General features: G+C 49.0%; 35 protein-coding genes. 2 read left to right on the top strand and 33 right to left on the bottom strand.

The genetic code is table 11. From position 1 onward, the window contains the following. Positions 1-124: 124 nt before the first annotated feature. On the top strand, positions 125-445 hold the full coding sequence (metJ, locus tag H027_RS0109100) for a met regulon transcriptional regulator MetJ (protein ID WP_024872146.1): 321 nt from the start codon (positions 125-127) through the stop codon (positions 443-445). A 14-nt stretch (positions 446-459) separates the two neighbouring features. Here metJ and H027_RS0109095 read toward each other — a convergent pair whose 3' ends face one another. The 33 genes from H027_RS0109095 to argC all read right to left on the bottom strand — a co-directional run bounded on the left by H027_RS0109095 (position 460) and on the right by argC (position 19,397). Then, positions 460-1,047 (bottom strand): GNAT family N-acetyltransferase, encoded by a 588-nt coding sequence (locus tag H027_RS0109095; RefSeq protein ID WP_051448972.1) that lies wholly within the window; start codon positions 1,045-1,047, stop codon positions 460-462. A 194-nt stretch (positions 1,048-1,241) separates the two neighbouring features. Next, positions 1,242-1,628 (bottom strand): 50S ribosomal protein L17, encoded by a 387-nt coding sequence (gene rplQ, locus H027_RS0109090; protein ID WP_024872144.1) that lies wholly within the window; start codon positions 1,626-1,628, stop codon positions 1,242-1,244. Between the two features lie 43 nt (positions 1,629-1,671). Then, positions 1,672-2,661 carry a DNA-directed RNA polymerase subunit alpha gene (locus H027_RS0109085; RefSeq protein WP_024872143.1) on the bottom strand — a complete coding sequence of 330 codons (990 nt, stop codon included), beginning with the start codon at positions 2,659-2,661 and terminating at the stop codon, positions 1,672-1,674. Between the two features lie 24 nt (positions 2,662-2,685). Then, positions 2,686-3,306 (bottom strand): 30S ribosomal protein S4, encoded by a 621-nt coding sequence (rpsD, locus tag H027_RS0109080; protein ID WP_012728352.1) that lies wholly within the window; start codon positions 3,304-3,306, stop codon positions 2,686-2,688. Between the two features lie 31 nt (positions 3,307-3,337). Further along, on the bottom strand, positions 3,338-3,727 hold the full coding sequence (rpsK, locus tag H027_RS0109075; protein WP_012728351.1) for a 30S ribosomal protein S11: 390 nt from the start codon (positions 3,725-3,727) through the stop codon (positions 3,338-3,340). A gap of 15 nt (positions 3,728-3,742) precedes the next feature. Continuing rightward, on the bottom strand, positions 3,743-4,099 hold the full coding sequence (rpsM, locus tag H027_RS0109070) for a 30S ribosomal protein S13 (protein ID WP_024872142.1): 357 nt from the start codon (positions 4,097-4,099) through the stop codon (positions 3,743-3,745). 141 nt (positions 4,100-4,240) lie between these two features. Then, on the bottom strand, positions 4,241-4,354 hold the full coding sequence (gene rpmJ / locus H027_RS0109065; RefSeq protein ID WP_012728349.1) for a 50S ribosomal protein L36: 114 nt from the start codon (positions 4,352-4,354) through the stop codon (positions 4,241-4,243). A gap of 27 nt (positions 4,355-4,381) precedes the next feature. Then, positions 4,382-5,713: a preprotein translocase subunit SecY gene (gene secY / locus H027_RS0109060; RefSeq protein WP_024872141.1), complete on the bottom strand. Its 1,332-nt coding sequence runs from the start codon at positions 5,711-5,713 to the stop codon at positions 4,382-4,384. A 7-nt stretch (positions 5,714-5,720) separates the two neighbouring features. Further along, positions 5,721-6,155 carry a 50S ribosomal protein L15 gene (rplO, locus tag H027_RS0109055; RefSeq protein WP_024872140.1) on the bottom strand — a complete coding sequence of 145 codons (435 nt, stop codon included), beginning with the start codon at positions 6,153-6,155 and terminating at the stop codon, positions 5,721-5,723. Positions 6,156-6,158: 3 nt separating this feature from the next. Further along, a complete protein-coding gene (rpmD, locus tag H027_RS0109050) occupies positions 6,159-6,341 on the bottom strand; it encodes a 50S ribosomal protein L30 (protein ID WP_024872139.1) in 183 nt (60 codons plus the stop codon). Between the two features lie 6 nt (positions 6,342-6,347). After that, positions 6,348-6,848, bottom strand: a complete 501-nt coding sequence (gene rpsE, locus H027_RS0109045; protein WP_024872138.1) for a 30S ribosomal protein S5 — start codon at positions 6,846-6,848, stop codon at positions 6,348-6,350. 14 nt (positions 6,849-6,862) lie between these two features. After that, the gene (rplR, locus tag H027_RS0109040) at positions 6,863-7,216 is read right to left on the bottom strand and encodes a 50S ribosomal protein L18 (protein WP_024872137.1); all 354 of its coding nucleotides are present in this window, start codon (positions 7,214-7,216) and stop codon (positions 6,863-6,865) included. 9 nt (positions 7,217-7,225) lie between these two features. Then, the gene (gene rplF, locus H027_RS0109035) at positions 7,226-7,759 is read right to left on the bottom strand and encodes a 50S ribosomal protein L6 (RefSeq protein ID WP_024872136.1); all 534 of its coding nucleotides are present in this window, start codon (positions 7,757-7,759) and stop codon (positions 7,226-7,228) included. 11 nt (positions 7,760-7,770) lie between these two features. Continuing rightward, on the bottom strand, positions 7,771-8,163 hold the full coding sequence (gene rpsH, locus H027_RS0109030; protein ID WP_024872135.1) for a 30S ribosomal protein S8: 393 nt from the start codon (positions 8,161-8,163) through the stop codon (positions 7,771-7,773). A 22-nt stretch (positions 8,164-8,185) separates the two neighbouring features. Next, positions 8,186-8,491, bottom strand: coding sequence for a 30S ribosomal protein S14 (rpsN, locus tag H027_RS0109025; protein ID WP_024872134.1), 306 nt, complete (start codon positions 8,489-8,491; stop codon positions 8,186-8,188). Between the two features lie 11 nt (positions 8,492-8,502). Beyond that, on the bottom strand, positions 8,503-9,042 hold the full coding sequence (gene rplE, locus H027_RS0109020; RefSeq protein ID WP_024872133.1) for a 50S ribosomal protein L5: 540 nt from the start codon (positions 9,040-9,042) through the stop codon (positions 8,503-8,505). Between the two features lie 13 nt (positions 9,043-9,055). Then, positions 9,056-9,373 carry a 50S ribosomal protein L24 gene (gene rplX / locus H027_RS0109015; protein ID WP_024872132.1) on the bottom strand — a complete coding sequence of 106 codons (318 nt, stop codon included), beginning with the start codon at positions 9,371-9,373 and terminating at the stop codon, positions 9,056-9,058. Positions 9,374-9,385: 12 nt separating this feature from the next. Then, a complete protein-coding gene (gene rplN / locus H027_RS0109010) occupies positions 9,386-9,754 on the bottom strand; it encodes a 50S ribosomal protein L14 (RefSeq protein ID WP_024872131.1) in 369 nt (122 codons plus the stop codon). 153 nt (positions 9,755-9,907) lie between these two features. Next, entirely contained in the window at positions 9,908-10,156 is a 249-nt protein-coding gene (rpsQ, locus tag H027_RS0109005) for a 30S ribosomal protein S17 (RefSeq protein ID WP_024872130.1), read from the bottom strand. Continuing rightward, entirely contained in the window at positions 10,156-10,347 is a 192-nt protein-coding gene (gene rpmC, locus H027_RS0109000; RefSeq protein ID WP_024872129.1) for a 50S ribosomal protein L29, read from the bottom strand. Before rpmC ends, rpsQ begins: the two co-directional genes overlap by 1 nt. After that, entirely contained in the window at positions 10,347-10,760 is a 414-nt protein-coding gene (gene rplP / locus H027_RS0108995; RefSeq protein WP_024872128.1) for a 50S ribosomal protein L16, read from the bottom strand. Before rplP ends, rpmC begins: the two co-directional genes overlap by 1 nt. A 13-nt stretch (positions 10,761-10,773) precedes the next feature. Then, complete coding sequence (rpsC, locus tag H027_RS0108990) at positions 10,774-11,490, bottom strand: 30S ribosomal protein S3 (RefSeq protein WP_012728334.1); 717 nt, start codon at positions 11,488-11,490, stop codon at positions 10,774-10,776. Positions 11,491-11,493: 3 nt separating this feature from the next. After that, complete coding sequence (rplV, locus tag H027_RS0108985; RefSeq protein WP_024872127.1) at positions 11,494-11,838, bottom strand: 50S ribosomal protein L22; 345 nt, start codon at positions 11,836-11,838, stop codon at positions 11,494-11,496. A 10-nt stretch (positions 11,839-11,848) separates the two neighbouring features. Next, on the bottom strand, positions 11,849-12,127 hold the full coding sequence (gene rpsS / locus H027_RS0108980) for a 30S ribosomal protein S19 (protein ID WP_024872126.1): 279 nt from the start codon (positions 12,125-12,127) through the stop codon (positions 11,849-11,851). A 21-nt stretch (positions 12,128-12,148) separates the two neighbouring features. Beyond that, complete coding sequence (rplB, locus tag H027_RS0108975) at positions 12,149-12,970, bottom strand: 50S ribosomal protein L2 (protein WP_024872125.1); 822 nt, start codon at positions 12,968-12,970, stop codon at positions 12,149-12,151. A 15-nt stretch (positions 12,971-12,985) separates the two neighbouring features. After that, complete coding sequence (rplW, locus tag H027_RS0108970; RefSeq protein WP_024872124.1) at positions 12,986-13,291, bottom strand: 50S ribosomal protein L23; 306 nt, start codon at positions 13,289-13,291, stop codon at positions 12,986-12,988. After that, positions 13,288-13,893 carry a 50S ribosomal protein L4 gene (rplD, locus tag H027_RS0108965; protein WP_024872123.1) on the bottom strand — a complete coding sequence of 202 codons (606 nt, stop codon included), beginning with the start codon at positions 13,891-13,893 and terminating at the stop codon, positions 13,288-13,290. The genes rplW and rplD overlap by 4 nt, the downstream gene beginning before the upstream one ends. Positions 13,894-13,910: 17 nt before the next feature. Further along, a complete protein-coding gene (rplC, locus tag H027_RS0108960) occupies positions 13,911-14,549 on the bottom strand; it encodes a 50S ribosomal protein L3 (RefSeq protein WP_024872122.1) in 639 nt (212 codons plus the stop codon). A 22-nt stretch (positions 14,550-14,571) separates the two neighbouring features. Then, complete coding sequence (gene rpsJ, locus H027_RS0108955) at positions 14,572-14,883, bottom strand: 30S ribosomal protein S10 (protein WP_005307944.1); 312 nt, start codon at positions 14,881-14,883, stop codon at positions 14,572-14,574. 291 nt (positions 14,884-15,174) lie between these two features. Then, positions 15,175-16,560 carry an argininosuccinate lyase gene (argH, locus tag H027_RS0108950; RefSeq protein ID WP_024872121.1) on the bottom strand — a complete coding sequence of 462 codons (1,386 nt, stop codon included), beginning with the start codon at positions 16,558-16,560 and terminating at the stop codon, positions 15,175-15,177. A 91-nt stretch (positions 16,561-16,651) separates the two neighbouring features. Beyond that, positions 16,652-17,563: an ornithine carbamoyltransferase gene (locus H027_RS0108945; RefSeq protein WP_024872120.1), complete on the bottom strand. Its 912-nt coding sequence runs from the start codon at positions 17,561-17,563 to the stop codon at positions 16,652-16,654. A 27-nt stretch (positions 17,564-17,590) separates the two neighbouring features. Beyond that, positions 17,591-18,373 (bottom strand): acetylglutamate kinase, encoded by a 783-nt coding sequence (gene argB / locus H027_RS0108940; protein WP_024872119.1) that lies wholly within the window; start codon positions 18,371-18,373, stop codon positions 17,591-17,593. A 16-nt stretch (positions 18,374-18,389) separates the two neighbouring features. Beyond that, entirely contained in the window at positions 18,390-19,397 is a 1,008-nt protein-coding gene (argC, locus tag H027_RS0108935) for an N-acetyl-gamma-glutamyl-phosphate reductase (protein WP_024872118.1), read from the bottom strand. Positions 19,398-19,642: 245 nt separating this feature from the next. On the opposite strand from argC, the gene argE reads away from it, so the two are divergent. Then, a complete protein-coding gene (gene argE / locus H027_RS0108930) occupies positions 19,643-20,788 on the top strand; it encodes an acetylornithine deacetylase (protein WP_024872117.1) in 1,146 nt (381 codons plus the stop codon). Positions 20,789-20,819 lie beyond the last annotated feature (31 nt).

Below are 20,819 nucleotides of genomic sequence, written 5' to 3'. Positions count from 1 at the left end.
CACGTTACCCCACCGCCAATAAGACGTCAACACTTCTAGACGTCCATATGGCTTTGCCTATGGATTGCCATTACAAGGCATACGGGTTACTATGTTAAAGTCTGGATAAAATTGCAGGTGCACAATGAAAACGGCGTGGAATGGCGACTATATCAGCCCATATGCAGAACATGGCAAAAAAAGTGAACAAGTAAAAAAAATCACTGTATCCATTCCTCTGAAAGTACTCAAGATACTCACAGATGAACGTACACGTCGTCAGATCAACAATCTCCGTCATGCCACAAACAGCGAATTGCTCTGCGAGGCTTTTTTGCATGCCTACACAGGACAACCACTACCTGCCGATGATGATCTGCGAAAAGATTGCCCCGATGATATCCCTCTTGCGGTACAACAACTCATGGCAGAAATGGGTAAACCGATAGAAAAATATGATGAATAATGGCGTGATGTGAATTAGTAATCTAAGTCCTCCGGGGAGATATCCACTAAATCAATCTCCGGGATCATGTCTTCGTGACCTATCCGACTATAGACCAGCATATCATCCAAATGCCCCTGCGTACGGCAAGCATTCTGCAAGGTTGCCTCCAGATGAAAGCCAGCCCGTTCCGCAACGGCCCGGCTCTTCTCATTTCCTGCAGCAGTACGGATCTCTAATCTTGCTGCATGCAAATGAATAAATGCATAGTCAGCCAATAACAAGACTGCTTCCGTAATATAGCCTTTTCCTGCCGCCGACTGCCGCACCCAATAGCCCAGTTCGTAATACGGTACAGCAACATCCCTGACGTGTAAGCTAATACTCCCCACCAACTCCTGATCTTCGCGACGAACAATAAGAAAACGCAATTCATGCTCTTTACGCTCAAATTGTTCTTTGGCCACATTCATCGTTGCAGTAACGGTCAAAAGTGAAGGTTCTGGTTCTGCCCAATCCAAATATAATTGATGCAATTCATAGCTTTCAGATAAGGCAAGGCGAAGTGGTTCAACCCACTCCAGAGATGGCGGTTTTAACTCAATACGGGAAGAGATCAGCATTGAATCCTTCAGATCATTGGCAATAAAAAACTAAAATACTAACCATGATTTCTGCTGATAAAACAGGAAGATAATCCCGGTCATTCAGTATGAGATACAGTATAGCAGACGAAGGATCAAATCATAAGATGTGATACGGCTATGCCGTGATGTAATTGCAGGAAAAAATAAAGCCGGGATACCCCGGCTTTATTTTATTCTTCGGTAACTGCTTCAGCATCTACCGGACGACCAACCAGCTCAATATAAGCCATTGGTGCATTATCACCAGCGCGGAAACCGCATTTCAGAATGCGAGTGTAACCACCTGGACGGCCTTGAAAACGTGGGCCAAGTTCAGTGAACAGCTTACCAACAACATCTCTGTCACGGGTACGCGCAAACGCCAGACGACGATTTGCAACACTGTCACTCTTAGCAAGAGTAATCAAGGGCTCAACTACACGACGTAGCTCCTTTGCTTTAGGCAGAGTCGTCTTGATGATCTCATGACGAACAAGGGAGCTGGCCATGTTACGGAACATAGCCGAACGATGGCTAGCATTCCGGTTCAGTTGACGACCACTCAAACGATGGCGCATGACCTTATCCTTCTAACAAAATCGGTAGAACCTGCGATCTGGATTAATTATCAGCCAGACTTGCCGGTGGCCAGTTCTCAAGGCGCATACCCAGAGACAGACCGCGAGAAGCCAGCACGTCTTTGATTTCTGTCAAAGACTTCTTACCCAAGTTTGGAGTTTTCAACAACTCAACTTCGGTACGTTGTACCAGATCACCAATATAATGGATTGCTTCTGCTTTCAGGCAGTTCGCAGAACGAACTGTCAATTCCAGATCATCAACAGGACGCAGCAGGATCGGATCGAACTCCGGCTTGTCTTCTTTCTTCTCCGGAACGGAAACATCACGCAAATCAACAAAGGCATCCAGTTGCTCAGCTAGAATAGTAGCTGCGCGACGGATTGCTTCTTCCGGATCCAGCGTGCCGTTGGTTTCCATATCGATAACCAACTTATCCAAATCAGTACGTTGTTCCACACGAGCAGCTTCAACATTGTAGGCAATACGTACCACAGGGCTGAACGCAGCATCCAGTAACAAACGACCAATCGGACGATCTTCATCATCTGTATGTAAACGAGCTGATGCTGGAACATAGCCACGACCACGTTGTACACGCAGACGCATGCTGATTTCAGCATTTGCACCGGTCAGATGACAAATCACATGCTCCGGATTGACAATGACAACATCATCCCCATGGACGATATCACCTGCCGTGACCGGGCCCGCACCAGACTTGGTCAGCGAAAGGATTACTTCATCTTTACCTTCCAGCTTTACTGCAATGCCTTTCAAGTTCAGCAAGATTTCCAGGATATCTTCCTGAACACCTTCTTTGCTGCTGTACTCGTGCAATACACCGTCGATCTCAACCTCAGCAACTGCACATCCCGGCATGGACGACAGGAGAATGCGCCGTAACGCATTACCTAAAGTATGACCGAAACCACGCTCCAACGGCTCAAGAGTTACCTTGGCATGAGTCGGACTGAGTTGCTCGATATCAACCAAACGTGGCTTGAGAAAATCTGTTACAGAACCCAGCATTATGTCCTCTCTTAGAAGCTAGCCTTACTTGGAGTAAAGCTCGACGATCAACTGTTCATTGATGTCAGCAGACAGATCTGAACGCTCTGGCAGACGTTTGTAAACGCCTTCCATCTTGTCTGCATTGATCTCAATCCAAGTTGGCTTTTCACGCTGCGCAGCCAAGTCCAGTGCGGCCTTGATACGAGCTTGTTTCTTTGCCTTCTCACGAACAGTGACTACATCTTCAGGAGAAACCTGAGAAGAAGGAATGTTAACTACTTTACCATTCACAACAATGGCTTTGTGGCTAACCAGCTGGCGAGCTTCAGCACGGGTAGTTGCAAAACCCATACGATAAACTACGTTATCCAGACGACCTTCCAGCAACTGCAATAGGTTTTCACCAGTATTACCTTTCAAGCGAGTTGCTTCGCGGTAATAATTACGGAATTGTTTTTCCAGAATGCCGTAAATACGACGAACTTTCTGTTTTTCACGTAATTGCACACCATAGTCAGACAGACGTGGCTTACGCGCACCGTGCTGACCAGGGGCTGTATCAATTTTACACTTAGAGTCGATAGCACGAACGCCTGATTTCAGGAACAGATCGGTGCCTTCACGACGGCTAAGCTTCAGCTTTGGGCCTAAATATCTTGCCATGTTCTTTCTCCAACAATCCTACTAGACAACGTTATACACGACGTTTTTTAGGAGGACGACAACCGTTGTGCGGGATCGGAGTCACATCTGTGATGTTGGTGATACGGAAACCCGCAGCATTCAACGCACGAATAGAAGACTCACGGCCCGGACCAGGACCTTTAACCATTACTTCCAGGTTTTTAACGCCATATTCTTTGGCGATCTCACCAGCACGTTCAGCAGCAACCTGTGCAGCAAAAGGTGTTGATTTACGAGAACCACGGAAACCAGAACCACCGGCAGTAGCCCAAGACAGAGCATTACCTTGACGGTCAGTAATAGTTACGATTGTGTTATTGAAAGAGGCATGAACGTGTGCAATGCCGTCGCTAACTTGCTTTCTAACGCGCTTACGAGCACGAGTAGGAGCTTTTGCCATTTTCTACCTTCCCGCTTACTTCTTAATCGGTTTACGAGGACCCTTACGGGTGCGCGCGTTAGTTTTGGTACGTTGTCCACGAACCGGCAGACCACGACGATGACGCAGACCACGGTAGCAACCCAAGTCCATCAAACGCTTGATGTTCATGGATACTTCACGACGCAGGTCACCCTCGACAGTAAACTTACCAACTTCAGTACGAAGCGCTTCAATTTGAGCTTCGTCCAGATCTTTAACTTTCACATCCTCGGCGATACCAGCTGCTGCGCAAATGTTTTTTGCACGGGTGTCGCCAACGCCATAAATCGCAGTTAACGCGATAACTGCATGTTTATGGTCAGGAATGTTAATGCCAGCGATACGGGCCACTATTCCACTCCTAAACAAAATAGTAATTTTATGACCACCACAAAGCCCGTTCCGGATACATGGTGATCAGCCTACACACAAATGTAGGCTGGCTAATGTACTTAGCCAGCCTCGACTTTTCAAGTCTCTACCGAAAATATATTAGCCTTGGCGTTGTTTATGCTTCGGCTCAGTGCAAATCACACGCACCACACCGTGGCGTTTGATGATTTTGCAGTTACGGCAGATTGCTTTAACGGAAGCGCGAACTTTCATTGCTTAACTCCGCAATATTAGGCCGACTTATCGGCCTACGCCTTTAAGATTGGCTTTTTTCAGTACATCCCCATATTGATGAGACATCATATGTGTTTGTACCTGTGCCATAAAGTCCATGATGACCACTACAATAATCAGCAGTGAAGTACCACCGAAATAGAACTGGACGTGCCAGAAGGTCATCAATAACTGAGGTACTAGGCAAATCACTGTGATATACAAAGCACCAGCCAGTGTTAACCGAGTCATCACTTTATCGATAAAACGTGCTGTCTGTTCACCCGGACGAATGCCAGGAATGAATGCACCGCTTTTCTTCAGATTATCGGCCGTTTCACGTGGATTAAACACGAGTGCGGTATAGAAAAAGCTAAAGAAAACAATCGCGATAGCATACAGCAATTCATATAACGGCTGTCCCGGTTGCAAGCTCAAAGAGATTTCTTGCAGGATATTTGCAATCCAAGAATCACCCTGCCCAAACCAAGACGCAATCGTCCCAGGGAACAAAATAATGCTCGACGCAAAAATTGCCGGAATTACACCCGCCATATTCAGTTTTAACGGTAAGTGTGTACTTTGTGCTGCAAAAATCTGATTACCTTGTTGGCGTTTTGCATAGTTAACAACAATACGTCGCTGACCACGTTCAACAAACACTACAAAATAAGTGACTGCAAACACAATGACTACAAGTAACAATAGCAACAGTATATGTAATTCACCTTGTCGGGCCTGTTCTGCCGTTGCCCCGATTGCTCTTGGCAAACCGGCAACAATACCAGAAAAGATGATCAGTGAAATACCGTTACCAATACCGCGCTCGGTGATCTGTTCACCTAACCACATCAAGAACATGGTTCCTGTGACCAGACTGACCACCGCAGTAAAGTAGAAGCCGAAACCGGGGTTGAGCACCAAGCCATGCATCATATTAGGCAGACCAGTTGCAATACCCGATGCCTGCACTGTGGCTAATACCAAAGTACCCCATCGAGTATGTTTACTGATCACACGTCGACCGCTTTCACCTTCCTTTTTAAGCTCTACATAATAAGGGCTGATAACAGTCAACAACTGGATAATAATAGATGCCGAAATATACGGCATAATACCCAGCGCAAAAATTGATGCACGAGACAGAGCACCACCACTGAACATGTTGAACATTTCAATGATGGTTCCCTTCTGTTGCTGGAACAATTGTCCCAGCACAGCAGCGTCAATACCAGGAATCGGCACATAAGCGCCCGCACGGAAGACGATGATAGCACCTAGAACGAAAAACAAACGGCTTTTCAGTTCGCTCAGGCCCCCTTGCGAGCCCCGTGTTACTAATCCTGGTTTCTTGGCCATCTACTTATTATTCCTCGATTTTGCCACCAGCAGCTTCGATTGCAGCGCGAGCACCTTTAGTGACGCTTACACCGCGAACAGTTACTGCACGGTCGATGTTCCCAGAGAGAACGATCTTGGCAAACTGCATGCCTTTAGTGATCACACCAGCTTGCTTCAGGGTGTTCAGGTCTACTACATCGCCTTCAACTTTAGCAACTTCGCTCAAACGTACTTCAGCAGTGACAGCACCTTTACGAGAGTAAAAACCAAATTTTGGCAGACGAATTTTCAAAGGCATCTGACCGCCTTCAAAACCTGGACCTACACCACTACCAGCACGTGAGCCAGCGCCTTTGACGCCTCGGCCACCGGTTTTACCTAAACCAGAACCGATACCACGACCCACACGTTTCTTAGCAGATTTAGCACCAGCAGCTGGAGAAAGAGTGTTTAAACGCATTGATTACTCCTCCACCTTCACCATGTAATAAACCTGGTTGATCATACCACGAACACATGGAGTGTCTTCCAGTTCGACAGTGTGACCAATACGACGCAGACCCAAACCCACCAGAGTGGCTTTGTGCTTCGGTAAACGACCGATGGAGCTGCGAGTCTGTGTAACTTTTACAGTCTTGTTAGCCATGTCGTATTACCCCAGGATTTCTTCCACGCGCAGACCACGTTTAGCTGCAACCTGTTCCGGTGATTTGATGTCAGCCAGTGCTTCGATAGTCGCACGAACAACATTCATCGGATTGGTTGAGCCATAAGTCTTAGCCAGAACGTTATGTACACCAGCCACTTCCAGAACGGCACGCATTGCACCACCGGCGATGATACCGGTACCCTGAGAAGCAGGCTGCATGAATACGGTAGAACCTGCATGGGTTCCTTTAACATGGTGATGCAGAGTGCCTTCAATCAGCTCTACTTTAACCATGTTACGACGAGCCTGTTCCATCGCTTTTTGAATAGCGGCAGGAACTTCACGTGCTTTACCGTAACCGAAACCAACGCGGCCAGCACCATCACCAACTACAGTCAGAGCTGTGAAGGAGAAAATACGACCACCTTTAACTACTTTTGAAACACGGTTTACTGCGACTAACTTTTCTTGCAGTTCACCGGCTTGAGATTCGATTTTAGACATTGTCGACTCCTGGCTTAGAACTGAAGACCAGCTTCACGTGCAGCAGCAGCCAGTGCGGCTACGCGACCGTGATATTGGAACCCAGAGCGATCGAACGCTACGGTGGTAATGCCTTTTGCCAGAGCACGCTCTGCAATTGCTTTACCCACAGCGGCGGCCGCATCGGCGTTACCGGTGTATTTCACTTGCTCACGAATGGTTGTTTCAACAGTTGATGCAGAAGCTAACACTTCGGCACCGCTTGCTGCGATAACCTGCGCATAAATATGACGCGGAGTACGGTGAACCACCAGACGAGTCGCGCCCAGTTCCAGCATTTTACGACGTGCTTTAGTAGCACGACGGATACGAGCTGCTTTCTTGTCCATAGTGTTACCTTACTTCTTCTTAGCTTCTTTAGTACGCACAACTTCGTCAGAATAGCGTACACCTTTGCCTTTGTAAGGCTCCGGGCTACGATAAGCACGGATGTCTGCAGCAACTTGGCCTAACAGAGCTTTATCAGCACTTTTCAGTACGATTTCAGTCTGAGTAGGGCATTCTGCAGTCACACCTTCTGGCAGTTCGTGGTCGATTGGATGGGAGAAGCCCAGAGCCAGACCAACAGACTTACCTTTAGCTTGTGCACGGTAACCTACACCAACCAGCACCAGTTTGCGCTCGAAGCCAGTAGTAACACCAACAACCATGTTGTTAACCAGTGCACGAGCAGTACCAGCCTGCGCGTCTGCACCAGTCACACCTTCCTGAGGTGCGAATTTCAACACATTTTCTTCTTTGGTGACGATAACTGCAGCGTTCAGAGTGCGCTTCAGGGTGCCATTTTTACCTTTAACAGCAATTTCCTGGCCGTTCAGGGTTACTTCCACGCCAGCAGGAATAGTAACAGGTGCTTTCGCAACACGAGACATTTCCTAGCTCCTTACGCTACGTAGCAGATGATCTCACCGCCCATGCCTGCTTTACGCGCAGCACGGTCAGTCATCACACCTTTAGAAGTAGAAACCACAGCGATACCCAGACCGTTCATGATCTTTGGCAGTTCGCCACGTTTCTTATAAATACGCAGACCAGGGCGACTTACGCGCTGGATCAGCTCAACAACAGGCTTGCCCTGGAAATATTTCAGTTCAATTTCCAGTTCAGGTTTAACGTCACCACTCACTTTAACGTCAGCGATGTAACCTTCTTCTTTCAGCAGATTAGCAATAGCTACTTTCAGCTTGGAAGAAGGCATAGAGACGGAAACCTTGTGGGCCGCCTGACCGTTGCGGATGCGGGTCAGCATGTCCGCGATCGGATCTTGCATGCTCATGTGTCTTAACTCCCGTGATTAATTACCAGCTAGCCTTTTTCAGGCCAGGAATTTCGCCTTTCATCATGTGCTCACGCACTTTGATGCGGCAAAGACCGAATTTACGCAGGTAGCCGTGTGGACGACCTGTGATATTGCAACGATTACGTTGACGGCTCGGGCTGGAGTCACGCGGCAGTTGTTGCAACTTGAGCACAGCATCCCAACGTGCTTCGTCAGAAGCATTAACGTCAGAGATGATCGCTTTCAGCGCAGCACGCTTCTCGAAGTGTTTTGCAATCAATTTTGCACGTTTTTCTTCACGTGCAATCATGGACAGTTTTGCCATAACCCTACACCTTACTTACGGAATGGGAAGCTAAAGGCAGCCAGCAGAGCACGGCCTTCCTCGTCAGTCTTCGCAGTCGTTGTGATAGTGATATCCAGACCGCGCACTTTATCGACTTTATCGTAGTCGATTTCGGGGAAGATGATTTGCTCACGCACGCCCATAGAATAGTTGCCACGACCATCAAAGGACTTAGCACTAACACCACGGAAGTCACGAATACGTGGCATAGAGATGCAAATCAAGCGCTCCAAAAACTCCCACATACGCTCGCCGCGCAGGGTTACTTTACAACCGATCGGGTAGCCTTCACGAATCTTGAAGCCCGCAACAGATTTGCGTGCTTTGGTGATCAGTGGCTTCTGACCAGAAATTGCGGCCAAATCTGCAGCAGCATTTTCCAGTACTTTTTTGTCAGCCAAGGCTTCACCGACACCCATGTTCAGGGTGATCTTCTCGATCCGAGGGACTTGCATGACAGAATTGTAGCCGAACTGTTTCATCAGTTCCTGGACTACAGTTTGTCTGTAGGTATCATGCAGTTTCGCCATCGTTAAACTCCAATTACTTTACAAGTTCACCGTTAGATTTGAAGAAACGAACTTTGTTGCCGTCTTCAAATCTGAAACCAACGCGATCTGCCTTGCCAGTAGCAGGGTTGAAAATCGCTACGTTTGATACATCAATAGGGGTTTCTTTACTAACGATACCGCCAGCAACACCCAAAGCCGGAACTGGCTTCTGGTGTTTTTTCACCACATTGATGCCTTCTACAATTACTTTGCCCTGTTGAACCAAGACTTTAGTGACTTTGCCACGTTTGCCTTTGTCTTTACCGGTCAAAACAATTACTTCGTCTTCACGACGGATTTTTGCTGCCATGTTCTGTGCTCCTTACAGTACTTCTGGGGCCAGGGACACGATCTTCATGAACTTTTCGTTACGCAGTTCACGAGTCACTGGGCCGAAGATACGAGTACCGATCGGCTGATGTTGGTTGTTCAACAGCACAGCCGCGTTGCGATCAAAACGGATCAGAGAACCATCTTGACGACGAACGCCTTTACGGGTGCGAACGACCACCGCATTGTACACATCACCTTTTTTAACTTTTCCACGTGGAATTGCTTCTTTAATGGAAACTTTGATGATGTCGCCTACACCGGCATAACGGCGGTGCGAACCACCCAGAACCTTAATACACATTACGCTGCGTGCGCCGGAGTTGTCGGCGACGTCCAGCATACTTTGCATTTGGATCATGTTAGTGCTCCGCTAAATAACTACTTCCCACAAAATGTGGGCATCTGGCTACCTTTGAAAGGCGCAGCATAATATCACAGCACCAAACAAAGTGGTAGCCAAAAAGTGAGCGGCCCAGAAACGGGCCGCTCACATTCCTATCCTAATCGATGATTAGGCTTTCTCTACAACAGATACCAGTGTCCAACATTTAGTTTTGGACAACGGGCGACATTCGCGGATTTCCACCAGGTCGCCAGCTTTGGATTCGTTGTTTTCATCATGGACATGCAACTTAGTTGTACGCACGATAATTTTACCCAGAATTGGGTGTTTTACCTTACGTTCAATAGCTACAGTAATGGACTTGTCCATTTTGTCACTAACTACACGACCTTGCAGAGTACGGATTTTATCAGTCATTACGCACCTGCCTTCTCGTTCAGTACAGTTTTGACGCGCGCGATGTCGCGACGTACTTGTTTGATAGTGTGAGTCTGATTCAGCTGACCAGTGCTCTTCTGAATGCGCAGGTTGAACTGTTCACGCAGCAGGCCCAGCAGTTCAGCTTTCAGCTCTTCCACACTTTTCTGACGCAGATCTTGAGCTTTCATCACATTGCCGTCCGAATTACAAAGGTGGTCTTAACAGACAGTTTAGCAGCCGCTAATTCGAATGCTTCACGTGCCAGAGATTCTGGTACACCGTCCATCTCGTACAGCACTTTGCCTGGTTGGATCAAGGCAACCCAGTATTCTACGTTACCTTTACCTTTACCCATACGCACTTCAAGCGGTTTCTCAGTAATTGGTTTGTCCGGGAAAACACGGATCCAAATTTTACCTTGACGCTTAACAGCACGGGTCATCGCACGACGTGCAGCTTCGATCTGACGCGCAGTCAGTTGGCCACGGGTCACCGCTTTCAGGCCATAGGTACCGAAAGATACATCGCTACCTGCATTAGCCAGACCGCGGTTACGGCCTTTATGAACCTTACGGAACTTTGTACGCTTTGGTTGCAACATTTACCGGTTCTCCTTACTTAGCACCACGCGGTTTGCGTTTCGGCTTGGCAGGAGCCGGCTCTTGCTGTGCAGCTGCAGCTGCAGCAGTAACAGCAGCCAGACCGCCCAGAACTTCACCTTTGAAGATCCATACCTTAACACCGATAACACCATAAGTGGTGTGTGCTTCAGAGGTAGCATAGTCGATGTCTGCACGCAGAGTGTGCAGAGGCACGCGGCCTTCACGATACCATTCGGTACGTGCGATTTCTGCACCGCCCAAACGGCCGCTAACTTCAACTTTGATACCCTTAGCACCCAGACGCATTGCGTTCTGCACCGCACGCTTCATAGCGCGACGGAACATAACACGACGTTCCAGCTGAGAGGAGATACTGTCAGCAACCAGCTGAGAGTCCAACTCTGGCTTACGAACTTCAGCGATGTTGATTTGTGCAGGCACACCAGCGATGCTGGCGATTTGCTTGCGCAGTTTTTCAACATCTTCACCTTTCTTACCAATCACTACGCCTGGACGGGCAGTGTGGATAGTCACGCGAATGCTCTTAGCTGGACGCTCGATCACAATGCGGGACAGAGAGGCTGCTTTCAGCTCCTTGGTCAGATACTGACGTACCTGAAAATCACCGTGCAGATTGTCTGCGAACTCTTTGGTATTTGCATACCAAGTAGAGTTGAACGGCTTGGTAATACCTAAACGGATACCATTAGGATGTACTTTCTGACCCATTGCTTATCTCCCAGCCTTAGCGTCGGATACCACCACAGTGATGTGGGCAGTACGCTTGACGATACGGTCCGCACGGCCTTTCGCACGAGCACGAATACGCTTCAGAGATGGACCTTCATCAACCATGATAGTTTGTACTTTCAGGGTGTCGATATCCGCGCCTTCGTTATGCTCAGCGTTAGCAACAGCAGACTCCAGAACCTTCTTGATCAGCTCAGCAGCCTTTTTCGGGCTGAAAGCCAACAGGTTCAAGGCCCGATCCACAGGCAGACCACGAACCTGATCAGCAACCAGGCGAGCCTTCTGTGCAGAAGTGCGGGCAAAACGGTGTTTAGCGATAGCTTCCATCATTTATCCCTTATTTCTTCTTGGCCTTCTTATCAGCGGCATGACCGCGATAAGTACGAGTCGGTGCAAATTCACCAAGTTTATGACCGATCATTTCGTCGGTAACATAAACTGGTACGTGCTGACGACCATTATGGACAGCGATGGTCAAACCAATCATATCTGGAATGATCATTGAACGACGGGACCAAGTCTTGATAGGCTTTTTGTCCGCGCTTTCCACCGCTTTCTCTACCTTCTTCAGCAAGTGCAGGTCAATAAATGGACCCTTCTTGAGAGAACGTGGCATGGCGATTCCTCTATAAAAGAATTACTTATTACGACGACGTACGATGTACTTGTCAGTGCGCTTGTTGCTACGTGTGCGGTAGCCTTTAGCCGGTGTACCCCAAGGAGATACAGGCTGGATACCTTTGTTGCGACCCTCACCACCACCATGTGGATGGTCAACTGGGTTCATCGCCATACCGCGAACGGTAGGACGAACACCACGCCAGCGGTTAGCACCGGCTTTACCCAATTGACGCAACATGTGTTCTGAGTTACCAACTTCACCGATAGTAGCACGGCATTCAGCCAATACTTTACGTACTTCGCCAGAACGCAGACGTAAGGTTACATATGCACCTTCACGCGCCAGGATCTGTACGCTTGCACCAGCAGAACGAGCCATCTGTGCGCCTTTACCCGGTTTCATTTCTACTGCGTGAACAGTAGTACCAACCGGGATATTGCGCATTGGCAGCGCGTTACCAGCTTTGATCGGTGCATCCACACCAGAGACGATTGCATCGCCAGCTTTCAGATTTTTCGGTGCCAGAATATAACGACGTTCACCGTCTGCGTATAACACCAGTGCGATGTTTGCAGAACGGTTTGGATCATATTCCAGACGTTCAATCTTAGCTGGGATACCGTCTTTGTTGCGTTTGAAATCAATCAGACGATAGTGCTGTTTGTGACCACCACCGATATGACGGGTAGTGATACGGCCGTTGTTATTACGACCGCCAGTCTTGCGTTTTTCTTCCAGCAGACCAGCAAACGGCTTGCCCTTGTGCAGCTCCGGGGTAACGATCTTAACGACGTGACGACGGCCCGGAGAAGTAGGCTTACATTTTACGATTGCCATTTTTTAAGACTCCTCTTACTCGGCAGCGCCGCCCACGAAGTCGATGTCCTGACCTTCAACCAGAGTTACATAGGCTTTTTTCCAATCGGAACGACGGCCCATGCGTGCACCAGTACGTTTGGTCTTACCAGCAACGTTCAGGGTACGAACAGCTTCAACCTTCACTTCGAACAGTTTTTCAACTGCCGCTTTGATTTCCGCTTTAGTAGCATCAGTAGCAACTTTGAACACGATAGTGTTCAGTTTTTCAGCTACCATAGTGCTCTTTTCAGAGATGTGCGGAGCCTTCAGAACTTTCAGCAGACGCTCTTCACGGATCATGCCAGCATCTCCTCGATTTGCTTAACTGCATCAGCAGTCATCAGTACCTTGTCGAAGGCGATCAGGCTAACCGGATCGATACCTGTTACATCGCGAACGTCAACCTTGTACAGGTTACGTGCAGCCAGGAACAGATTTTCTTCAACTTCTGGGGTAACGATCAGCACGTCTTTCAGGTCCAGTGCTTGCAGTTTGGTCAGCAGCTCTTTAGTTTTCGGAGCTTCAACACCAAATTTTTCTACAACTACCAGACGGTCCTGGCGAACCAGTTCAGACAGGATGCTTTGGATCGCACCACGGTACATTTTACGGTTTACTTTCTGGCTGTGATCTTGCGGCTTAGCAGCAAAAGTCACACCACCGCTACGCCACAGAGGAGAGCGGATAGTACCAGCACGGGCACGACCAGTACCCTTCTGACGCCACGGTTTTTTACCGCCGCCAGACACTTCAGAGCGAGTCTTCTGCGCGCGAGTACCCTGACGGGCCGCAGCTGCATAAGCAACGACTACCTGGTGAACCAGAGCTTCGTTGAACTCACGACCGAAGGTAGTTTCGGAAACCTGAAGAGCGCTCTGCGCGTCTTTCAATACCAATTCCATTACTATCTCCTCAGACGTTACGCTTTAACGGCAGGCTTGACGATTACGTCGCCGTTGGTCGCACCTGGAACTGCACCTTTGATGAGCAGCAGGTTACGTTCAACATCAACGCGCACGATATCCAGGCTCTGAACGGTTACACGTTCGTTACCCATGTGGCCAGCCATTTTCTTGCCTTTGAACACTTTACCCGGAGACTGGTTCTGACCGATAGAACCCGGTACACGATGTGAACGGGAGTTACCATGGGTCATGTCTTGGGTGCGGAAGTTCCAGCGCTTAACAGTACCAGCAAAGCCTTTACCTTTAGAGATACCGGTAACGTCTGCTTTTTTAACGTCAGCGAAAATGTCTACTTTCAGCTCAGAGCCAACTTTCAGGTCAGCGCCTTCGCCGTCGTTCAGACGGAATTCCCACAGACCGCGACCTGCTTCTACTTCAGCTTTGGCGAAATGGCCAGCTTCAGCTTTAGTCAGGCGGCTTGCCTTTTTAACACCGGTAGTTACTTGAACAGCGGTGTAACCGTCAGTTTCCAGAGTTTTCAGCTGGGTAACACGGTTGGCTTCTACTTCAATAACAGTCACTGGAATAGATACACCGTCTTCAGTGAAGACGCGAGTCATGCCCAGTTTGCGACCTACAAGACCGAGAGTCATTGTCTATCAACCTCTTTCCGAATTAACCCAAGCTGATCTGGACGTCAACACCAGCAGCCAGATCCAGACGCATCAGTGCGTCAACGGTCTTGTCTGTCGGCTCAACGATGTCAACCAGACGCTTGTGAGTGCGGATTTCGTACTGATCACGAGCATCTTTGTTCACGTGTGGAGAAATCAGTACAGTGAAACGCTCTTTGCGAGTTGGCAGTGGGATTGGACCACGTACCTGTGCACCAGTGCGTTTGGCAGTTTCTACGATTTCCGCAGTAGACTGGTCGATCAGACGATGATCGAAAGCCTTCAGGCGGATACGGATTCTTTGGTTCTGCATGGACCAGAGCTCCAGATGGTAAAAAGAACATGAAACAAAACCGCCCGAGATCGTTTTAATTCGACCCGGAGGTTGTTTCGCTACATTTTCCTCCCTATCGGAGGAACTGATGAGGTGCCGAATATCTCGAACACCAGAGCATATCGCTCAGCTTGGTATTAGCAAGCCGACGTATTATACGGATCTGACACCGGAGTGCAAGTTGTGTTGTTGTTTTTATGTGCAGATCCTGCCAAATAAAAAAGAGAGCTGCTGCTCTCTTTTTTATCGGGGAAATTACGCTTTTCTTCGTTACAGTGAACGGCTAGCCAGATGTTGTTCGGCCTGCTGTAGGGCAAAGGCGATCTGTTCGGCACAAACACCACCCAGCGCCTGCCGTTTAGCCAGTGTCGATTCCAGAGATAGAATCGGATAGACATCATCGGCAATCACCACATTGAACTGCTGGAATTCCGCAATGCTCAGATCTTCCAGTGGTTTTTGCTGCCCGATGGCATAAACCACCGCTTCACCGACGATGTGGTGGGCTTCGCGGAACGGAATGCCTTTTGCGACCAGATAGTCAGCCAGTTCAGTGGCATTAGAATAGCCACCCATTGCGGCAGCTTTGGTAACCGGTTCGTTGACTTTCAGATCTTCCAGTACCAATTGCGCCATATCCAGACAATCGTGCCAAGTATCGAGTGCGTCAAACAACCCTTCTTTATCTTCCTGCATGTCTTTGTTGTAGGCCAGTGGCAGGGCTTTCAGCGTCATCAGCATACCGTTCAAAGCACCTGCCACACGACCGGTTTTACCGCGGATCAGCTCTAGGGCATCCGGGTTTTTCTTTTGCGGCATCAGGGAAGACCCCGACGTCACCTTATCGGACAATTCAATGAACCCGGCTTCACCCGATGCGTAAAAGATCAGATCTTCTGCAAAACGGGACAGATGGATCATGGACAGTGCAGCGGTGCTCATCAGCTCAATGGCGTGATCACGATCCGACACGGAATCCAGACTGTTACGGGTGGCACGCTCAAAACCCAGATCCAGTGCCAATACCTGACGGTCGATTGGATAGGCTGTTCCCGCCAAGGCACCGGAACCCAGCGGGCTGGTATTCAGGCGCTTCAACGCATCCTGTAAACGGGTGTAATCCCGATCCAGCATTTCCACATACGCCAGCGCCCAATGCGAAAAAGTGACTGGTTGCGCGCGTTGCAGGTGGGTATAACCTGGTAAGGTCGTCGTCTGATACTGACGTGCCGTTGCAACCAGCTTGGTTTGCAGGCCATGAATGCTACTCAGCAAAATTGCGCCCTGCTGCTTGCACCACAGTTTCAGATCGGTGGCGACCTGATCGTTACGACTGCGGCCGGTATGTAATTTCTTACCCAGATCGCCAACCCGCTCAATCAATTTACCTTCGACCCATGAGTGGATGTCTTCAGCATCCGATTGCAGGATTTGCTCGGGATCAGCTTCGACTTCCGCTTTCAGTGCCAGCAGTGCAGCTTCCAGTTTCGCCTGTTCATCGCCTGTCAGTACACCCACGCTGACCAGTGCTTTTGACCAGCCAATGGAGCCGACGATATCCTGCTCTGCCAGACGATAATCAAAACGCAGAGAGTCGTTGAATTGTTTGAATCGGGTATCAGCCGCCTGGCTGAAACGTCCACCCCATAAAGCCATGACAGGTTCCTTTCTTAAATGCTTGCAATGCTGCTTAGTGTAGCGAGGCACTTCACAGAAGAGGAGCCACTTTTAGTGACTCCCCACTGAATTATGCCTGATTGATCAGTGTGTACAGAATGGCATTCTGGATATGCATACGGTTTTCGGCTTCATCCATAATCAGTGATGCCGGGCCGTCCATCACTTCGGAGGTAATTTCCAGTTCACGGTGTGCTGGCTGGCAGTGCAGCACATGACGAATACCGGTGTTATCCAGTAGTGCCTGATTGATCTGATACGGCATGTATTTGTCGATAACGGCTTCCATCGGGGTCGTATCACCCATTGAAACCCAAGTATCAGTGTAAGCCACATCAAAGCCACGAATGTCATCACAGTTATCAGTGACGCTCAGTTTGGCACCTGATTTACGCGCCAATTCGGCAGCCAGGTTGAAAATCTGCGCATCCGGACCCGATCCTTTCGGTGAAACGATCGTAACATCAGTGCCCAGAATGGCACCAGTGATCAGCAATGAATGAGACACGTTGTTGCCTTCACCCAAATAAGCCAGTTTTACCTTGCTCAGATCATCGTAATTTTCGGCAATGGTCATGAAATCGGCCAACGCCTGGCAGGGATGATAAAGGTTACACAGTGAGTTCACGACGGGGACGGTCGCATTTTCACGTAAGCCAATCAGTGTCTTGTGGTCATAGACACGAGCCACAATACCGTCACACCAGCGGGACAGGTTGGCCGCAAAATCTTTGACCGATTCACGCTGCCCCATTGCGCCATTCTGTTGGTCCAGATAGACAGCATGACCACCGAGACGGTTGATCCCGATATCGAACGTTACCCGGGTCCGCAAAGACTGTTTTTCAAACAGCGTCACGATGTTTTTGCCTGCCAATCCGCTGCGGAATGCTTCCGGCGTGGCTTTCATTTCCCGACCCAAAGCGATCAGGGCATGTAATTCATCTTTATTGAATTCCGTGGTATCTAACAGATGACGCATCACTGCGCTCCTTAATAATCCATTTATTTAAGCTTGAAGACGAGTACCAGCCGCTTCACCATTAGCAAGCTTGACTAACAGTTGAGGATCACGCCAACTCGCCACGACAATCGGTTTTTGGATGGCAGCAGAGACCTGCAAGGCCGCTTTTACTTTGACCGCCATCCCATCAGTGATCACGCCATCGGCAATCAATTGTTCTGTTTTAACCGGATCCAGCTCTGCAATCAGCTGTTTGTTTGCATCTAGAATGCCTTCTACATCTGACAGCATCAGCAGATCTGCATCTAAAAGTTCTGCTAATGCAATCGCTGCCTGATCGGCATTAACGTTCATCAGCTCGCCTTGTGCCGTGATCCCGATGGAGCTGATCACAGGAAGGAAATTTTGTGCCAGCAATGCTTTCAGCAGCGCCGGGTTTTTCGGTTTGCAATCACCCACATTGCCCAGATCAGGATCAAGCTGAGTCACTTCACACAGTCCGCCATCTGCCAGTGATAAACCCACTGGATTGAGACCCTGTGCGATCGCTTCGGCCATCATCTGCTTGTTGGCTGTCCCGGCCAGTGCACCGACGACATAAGGGATCTGATCCGCCGGCGTAACCCGCAAACCATTTTTCTTGGTGCTGGTTTTACCCAAGGCTTTCAGCAGGTCGTCAACCAGACAACCACCGCCGTGCACCAGCACCAACGGACGCGGGAATTGTTTCAGGAAGCTCTGAATGCCACCAATAAATGCAGTCAGCGCGCCTTCTGTTTCCAGCAGCGCACCACCCAATTTGATAATCAACGGAACTTGTTGTGTCATCACGATGTCCTTGAACTTACAGCAAACCCAGCGTTGGTTCGAAACCAAAACGCAGGTTGATACATTGCATCGCCTGAGAGGAGGCGCCTTTCAGCAGGTTATCAATGGCAGAACCGACAATCAGCAAGCCATCCTGCATTTGCCAGTGCAGATCACAGAACGGCGTACCCGCTACACCACGGATCGAAGGCCACTGTTTGCTCAGGCGGACAATCGGGCTATTGCTGTAAACCTGCTGGTATGCAGCATTCACCTGTTCTTCGGTGACGCCATCAGCCAGTTGCACATAGATGGTGGCCAGAATACCGCGCACAAAATTACCCAGATGTGGCTGGAATACGACCTTGCCACCTAAGTGATAACTGATTTCAGGCTGATGACGATGATTGAAGACACCGTATGGATTCAGACTGACTTCGCAGAAGCTGGTACCGATAGCCGCTTTACGGCCTGCGCCCGAAACACCAGAAACGGCATTGATAATCGGCGTGGTATCGGCCTTGATGAGACCCGCAGCCATCAGTGGTTTCAGGGCCAGCAGGGAAGCGGTCGGGTAGCAACCTGCAACTGCGATCAAATCCGTCTGTTTGATCTGTTCGGCATTCCACTCGGCCAAGCCATAAACCGCTTTGGATAACCATTCAGGCTGGTCGTGCGCAAAACCGTAATATTTGTCGTAGAAACCATCCTGCTGTACACGGAAAGCCCCGGACAGATCAAAAACCGGAATACCCGCTGCCAGGAATTGCGGAGCCAGATTCATACTGACTTCATGAGCAGTCGCCAGACACACCAGATCGGTGCCGGTTTTCGCTGCCTGCATGCCCGCGTCATCCAACGGTTGGACCGGCAGATCAACCAGCCCCAGACACTGCGGATGCAAGGCAGAAAAAGGTTTGTTAGCATCCTGACTGCCTGCAGACACATAGAGCCCTTTCAGGTTAAGCTCAGGATGTTTGTGTACTAATAAGGCTAATTCAGCCCCGGCATAACCACTGGCACCAATAATAACGACATTAAGCATAGCGCTTTCCATTTATCTCAAAATTCAGATTAATTCGTAACGAAGTGAAATGCGGACCTCTGCGGCACATAGTGTGGCAGATTCAAACAGAAATATATCGTCGTTCGATAAAATTTTGCTGCATGAACATAGTGGATGCCCCGTGACTGAAGTCGTGCTAAATCGCCTTCAGAAGTTAATATTTATGCATTTCGATTGCATTTCTATTATTTACCAAATTAAACTGTGCCGCGCAAGGAGGAAACATGAGTAATCTCGATTTTTTTCAGATGTACCGCGATATTATCGCGCAGCCATCCATCAGCAGCACAGATCCTGCCTGGGATCAGAGTAATCAAGGGGTCATTGAACTACTCGCCTCCTGGTTTGAAGCATTAGGCATGCAGATTGATATCACCACGGTGCCCGGCACGACCGGAAAATTCAATTTGATCGCCACCATAGGTAGTGGTGATGGCGGATTACTCCTTGCAGGCCATACTGATACCGTCCCGTTTGATGCAGGACGCTGGCAGAAAGACCCATTCCAACTGACGCAGGATGGCGATCGCCTTTATGGCCTTGGCACCATCGATATGAAAGGTTTCTTTGTCTTTATTGTCGAAGCACTTAAAGACATCGATTTGGCCCAGTTGAAGAAACCGCTGCGTATTCTGGCTACTGCGGATGAAGAAACCAGCATGGCCGGCGCCAAAGCCATTGCCGATGCACATCCGATTCGCCCGGACTATGCCGTGATTGGCGAACCCACCGGTCTGGTTCCCGTGTTTATGCATAAAGGACATATGTCCGAATCGATCCGCGTGACCGGCAAGAGTGGACACTCTTCCAACCCTGCCAATGGGGTCAATGCGATCGAAATCATGCATAAAGTGCTGACTCATGTACTGGCGTTGCAGCAGGAATTAAAGCAAAAATATCATAATGCCCATTTTGATGTGCCCTACCCGACCCTGAATCTGGGCAGCATTCATGGCGGTGACAGTGCCAACCGTATTTGTGGTGGTTGTGAACTCTGTATTGATTTTCGCCCCATTCCCGGCGTAATGCCGGAAGACCTGATTGCCGAACTGAAACGCCATCTGGCACCGGTTGAAGCGGAATATCCGGGCGCAATCAGTCTGGAACATCTGCATGAGCCGGTTCCCCCCTATGGCTGCGACGAAAATTCCATTTTTGTGAAAGAAGCGGAACAACTCAGTGGAAATAAAGCGGAAGTCGTCAACTACTGTACTGAAGCACCGTTTATCCAGCAGCTTGGCTGTGAAACGATTGTGATGGGCCCCGGCTACATTACCCAGGCTCACCAACCAGATGAGTATCTTGACCTGTCGTTTGTGAAACCCACGACTGAATTACTCCGCCATTTGGTGCAACGTTTCTGTTTGTAACCAACATGGTGCATTTTTTTGCATTTTTATG

Source organism: Tolumonas lignilytica (assembly GCF_000527035.1).
In the GTDB taxonomy this organism is placed as follows: Bacteria; Pseudomonadota; Gammaproteobacteria; order Enterobacterales; family Aeromonadaceae; genus Tolumonas; species Tolumonas lignilytica.
Note: the sequence above shows the minus strand (reverse complement) of the source record. Positions and strands in the feature narration are given on the sequence as shown.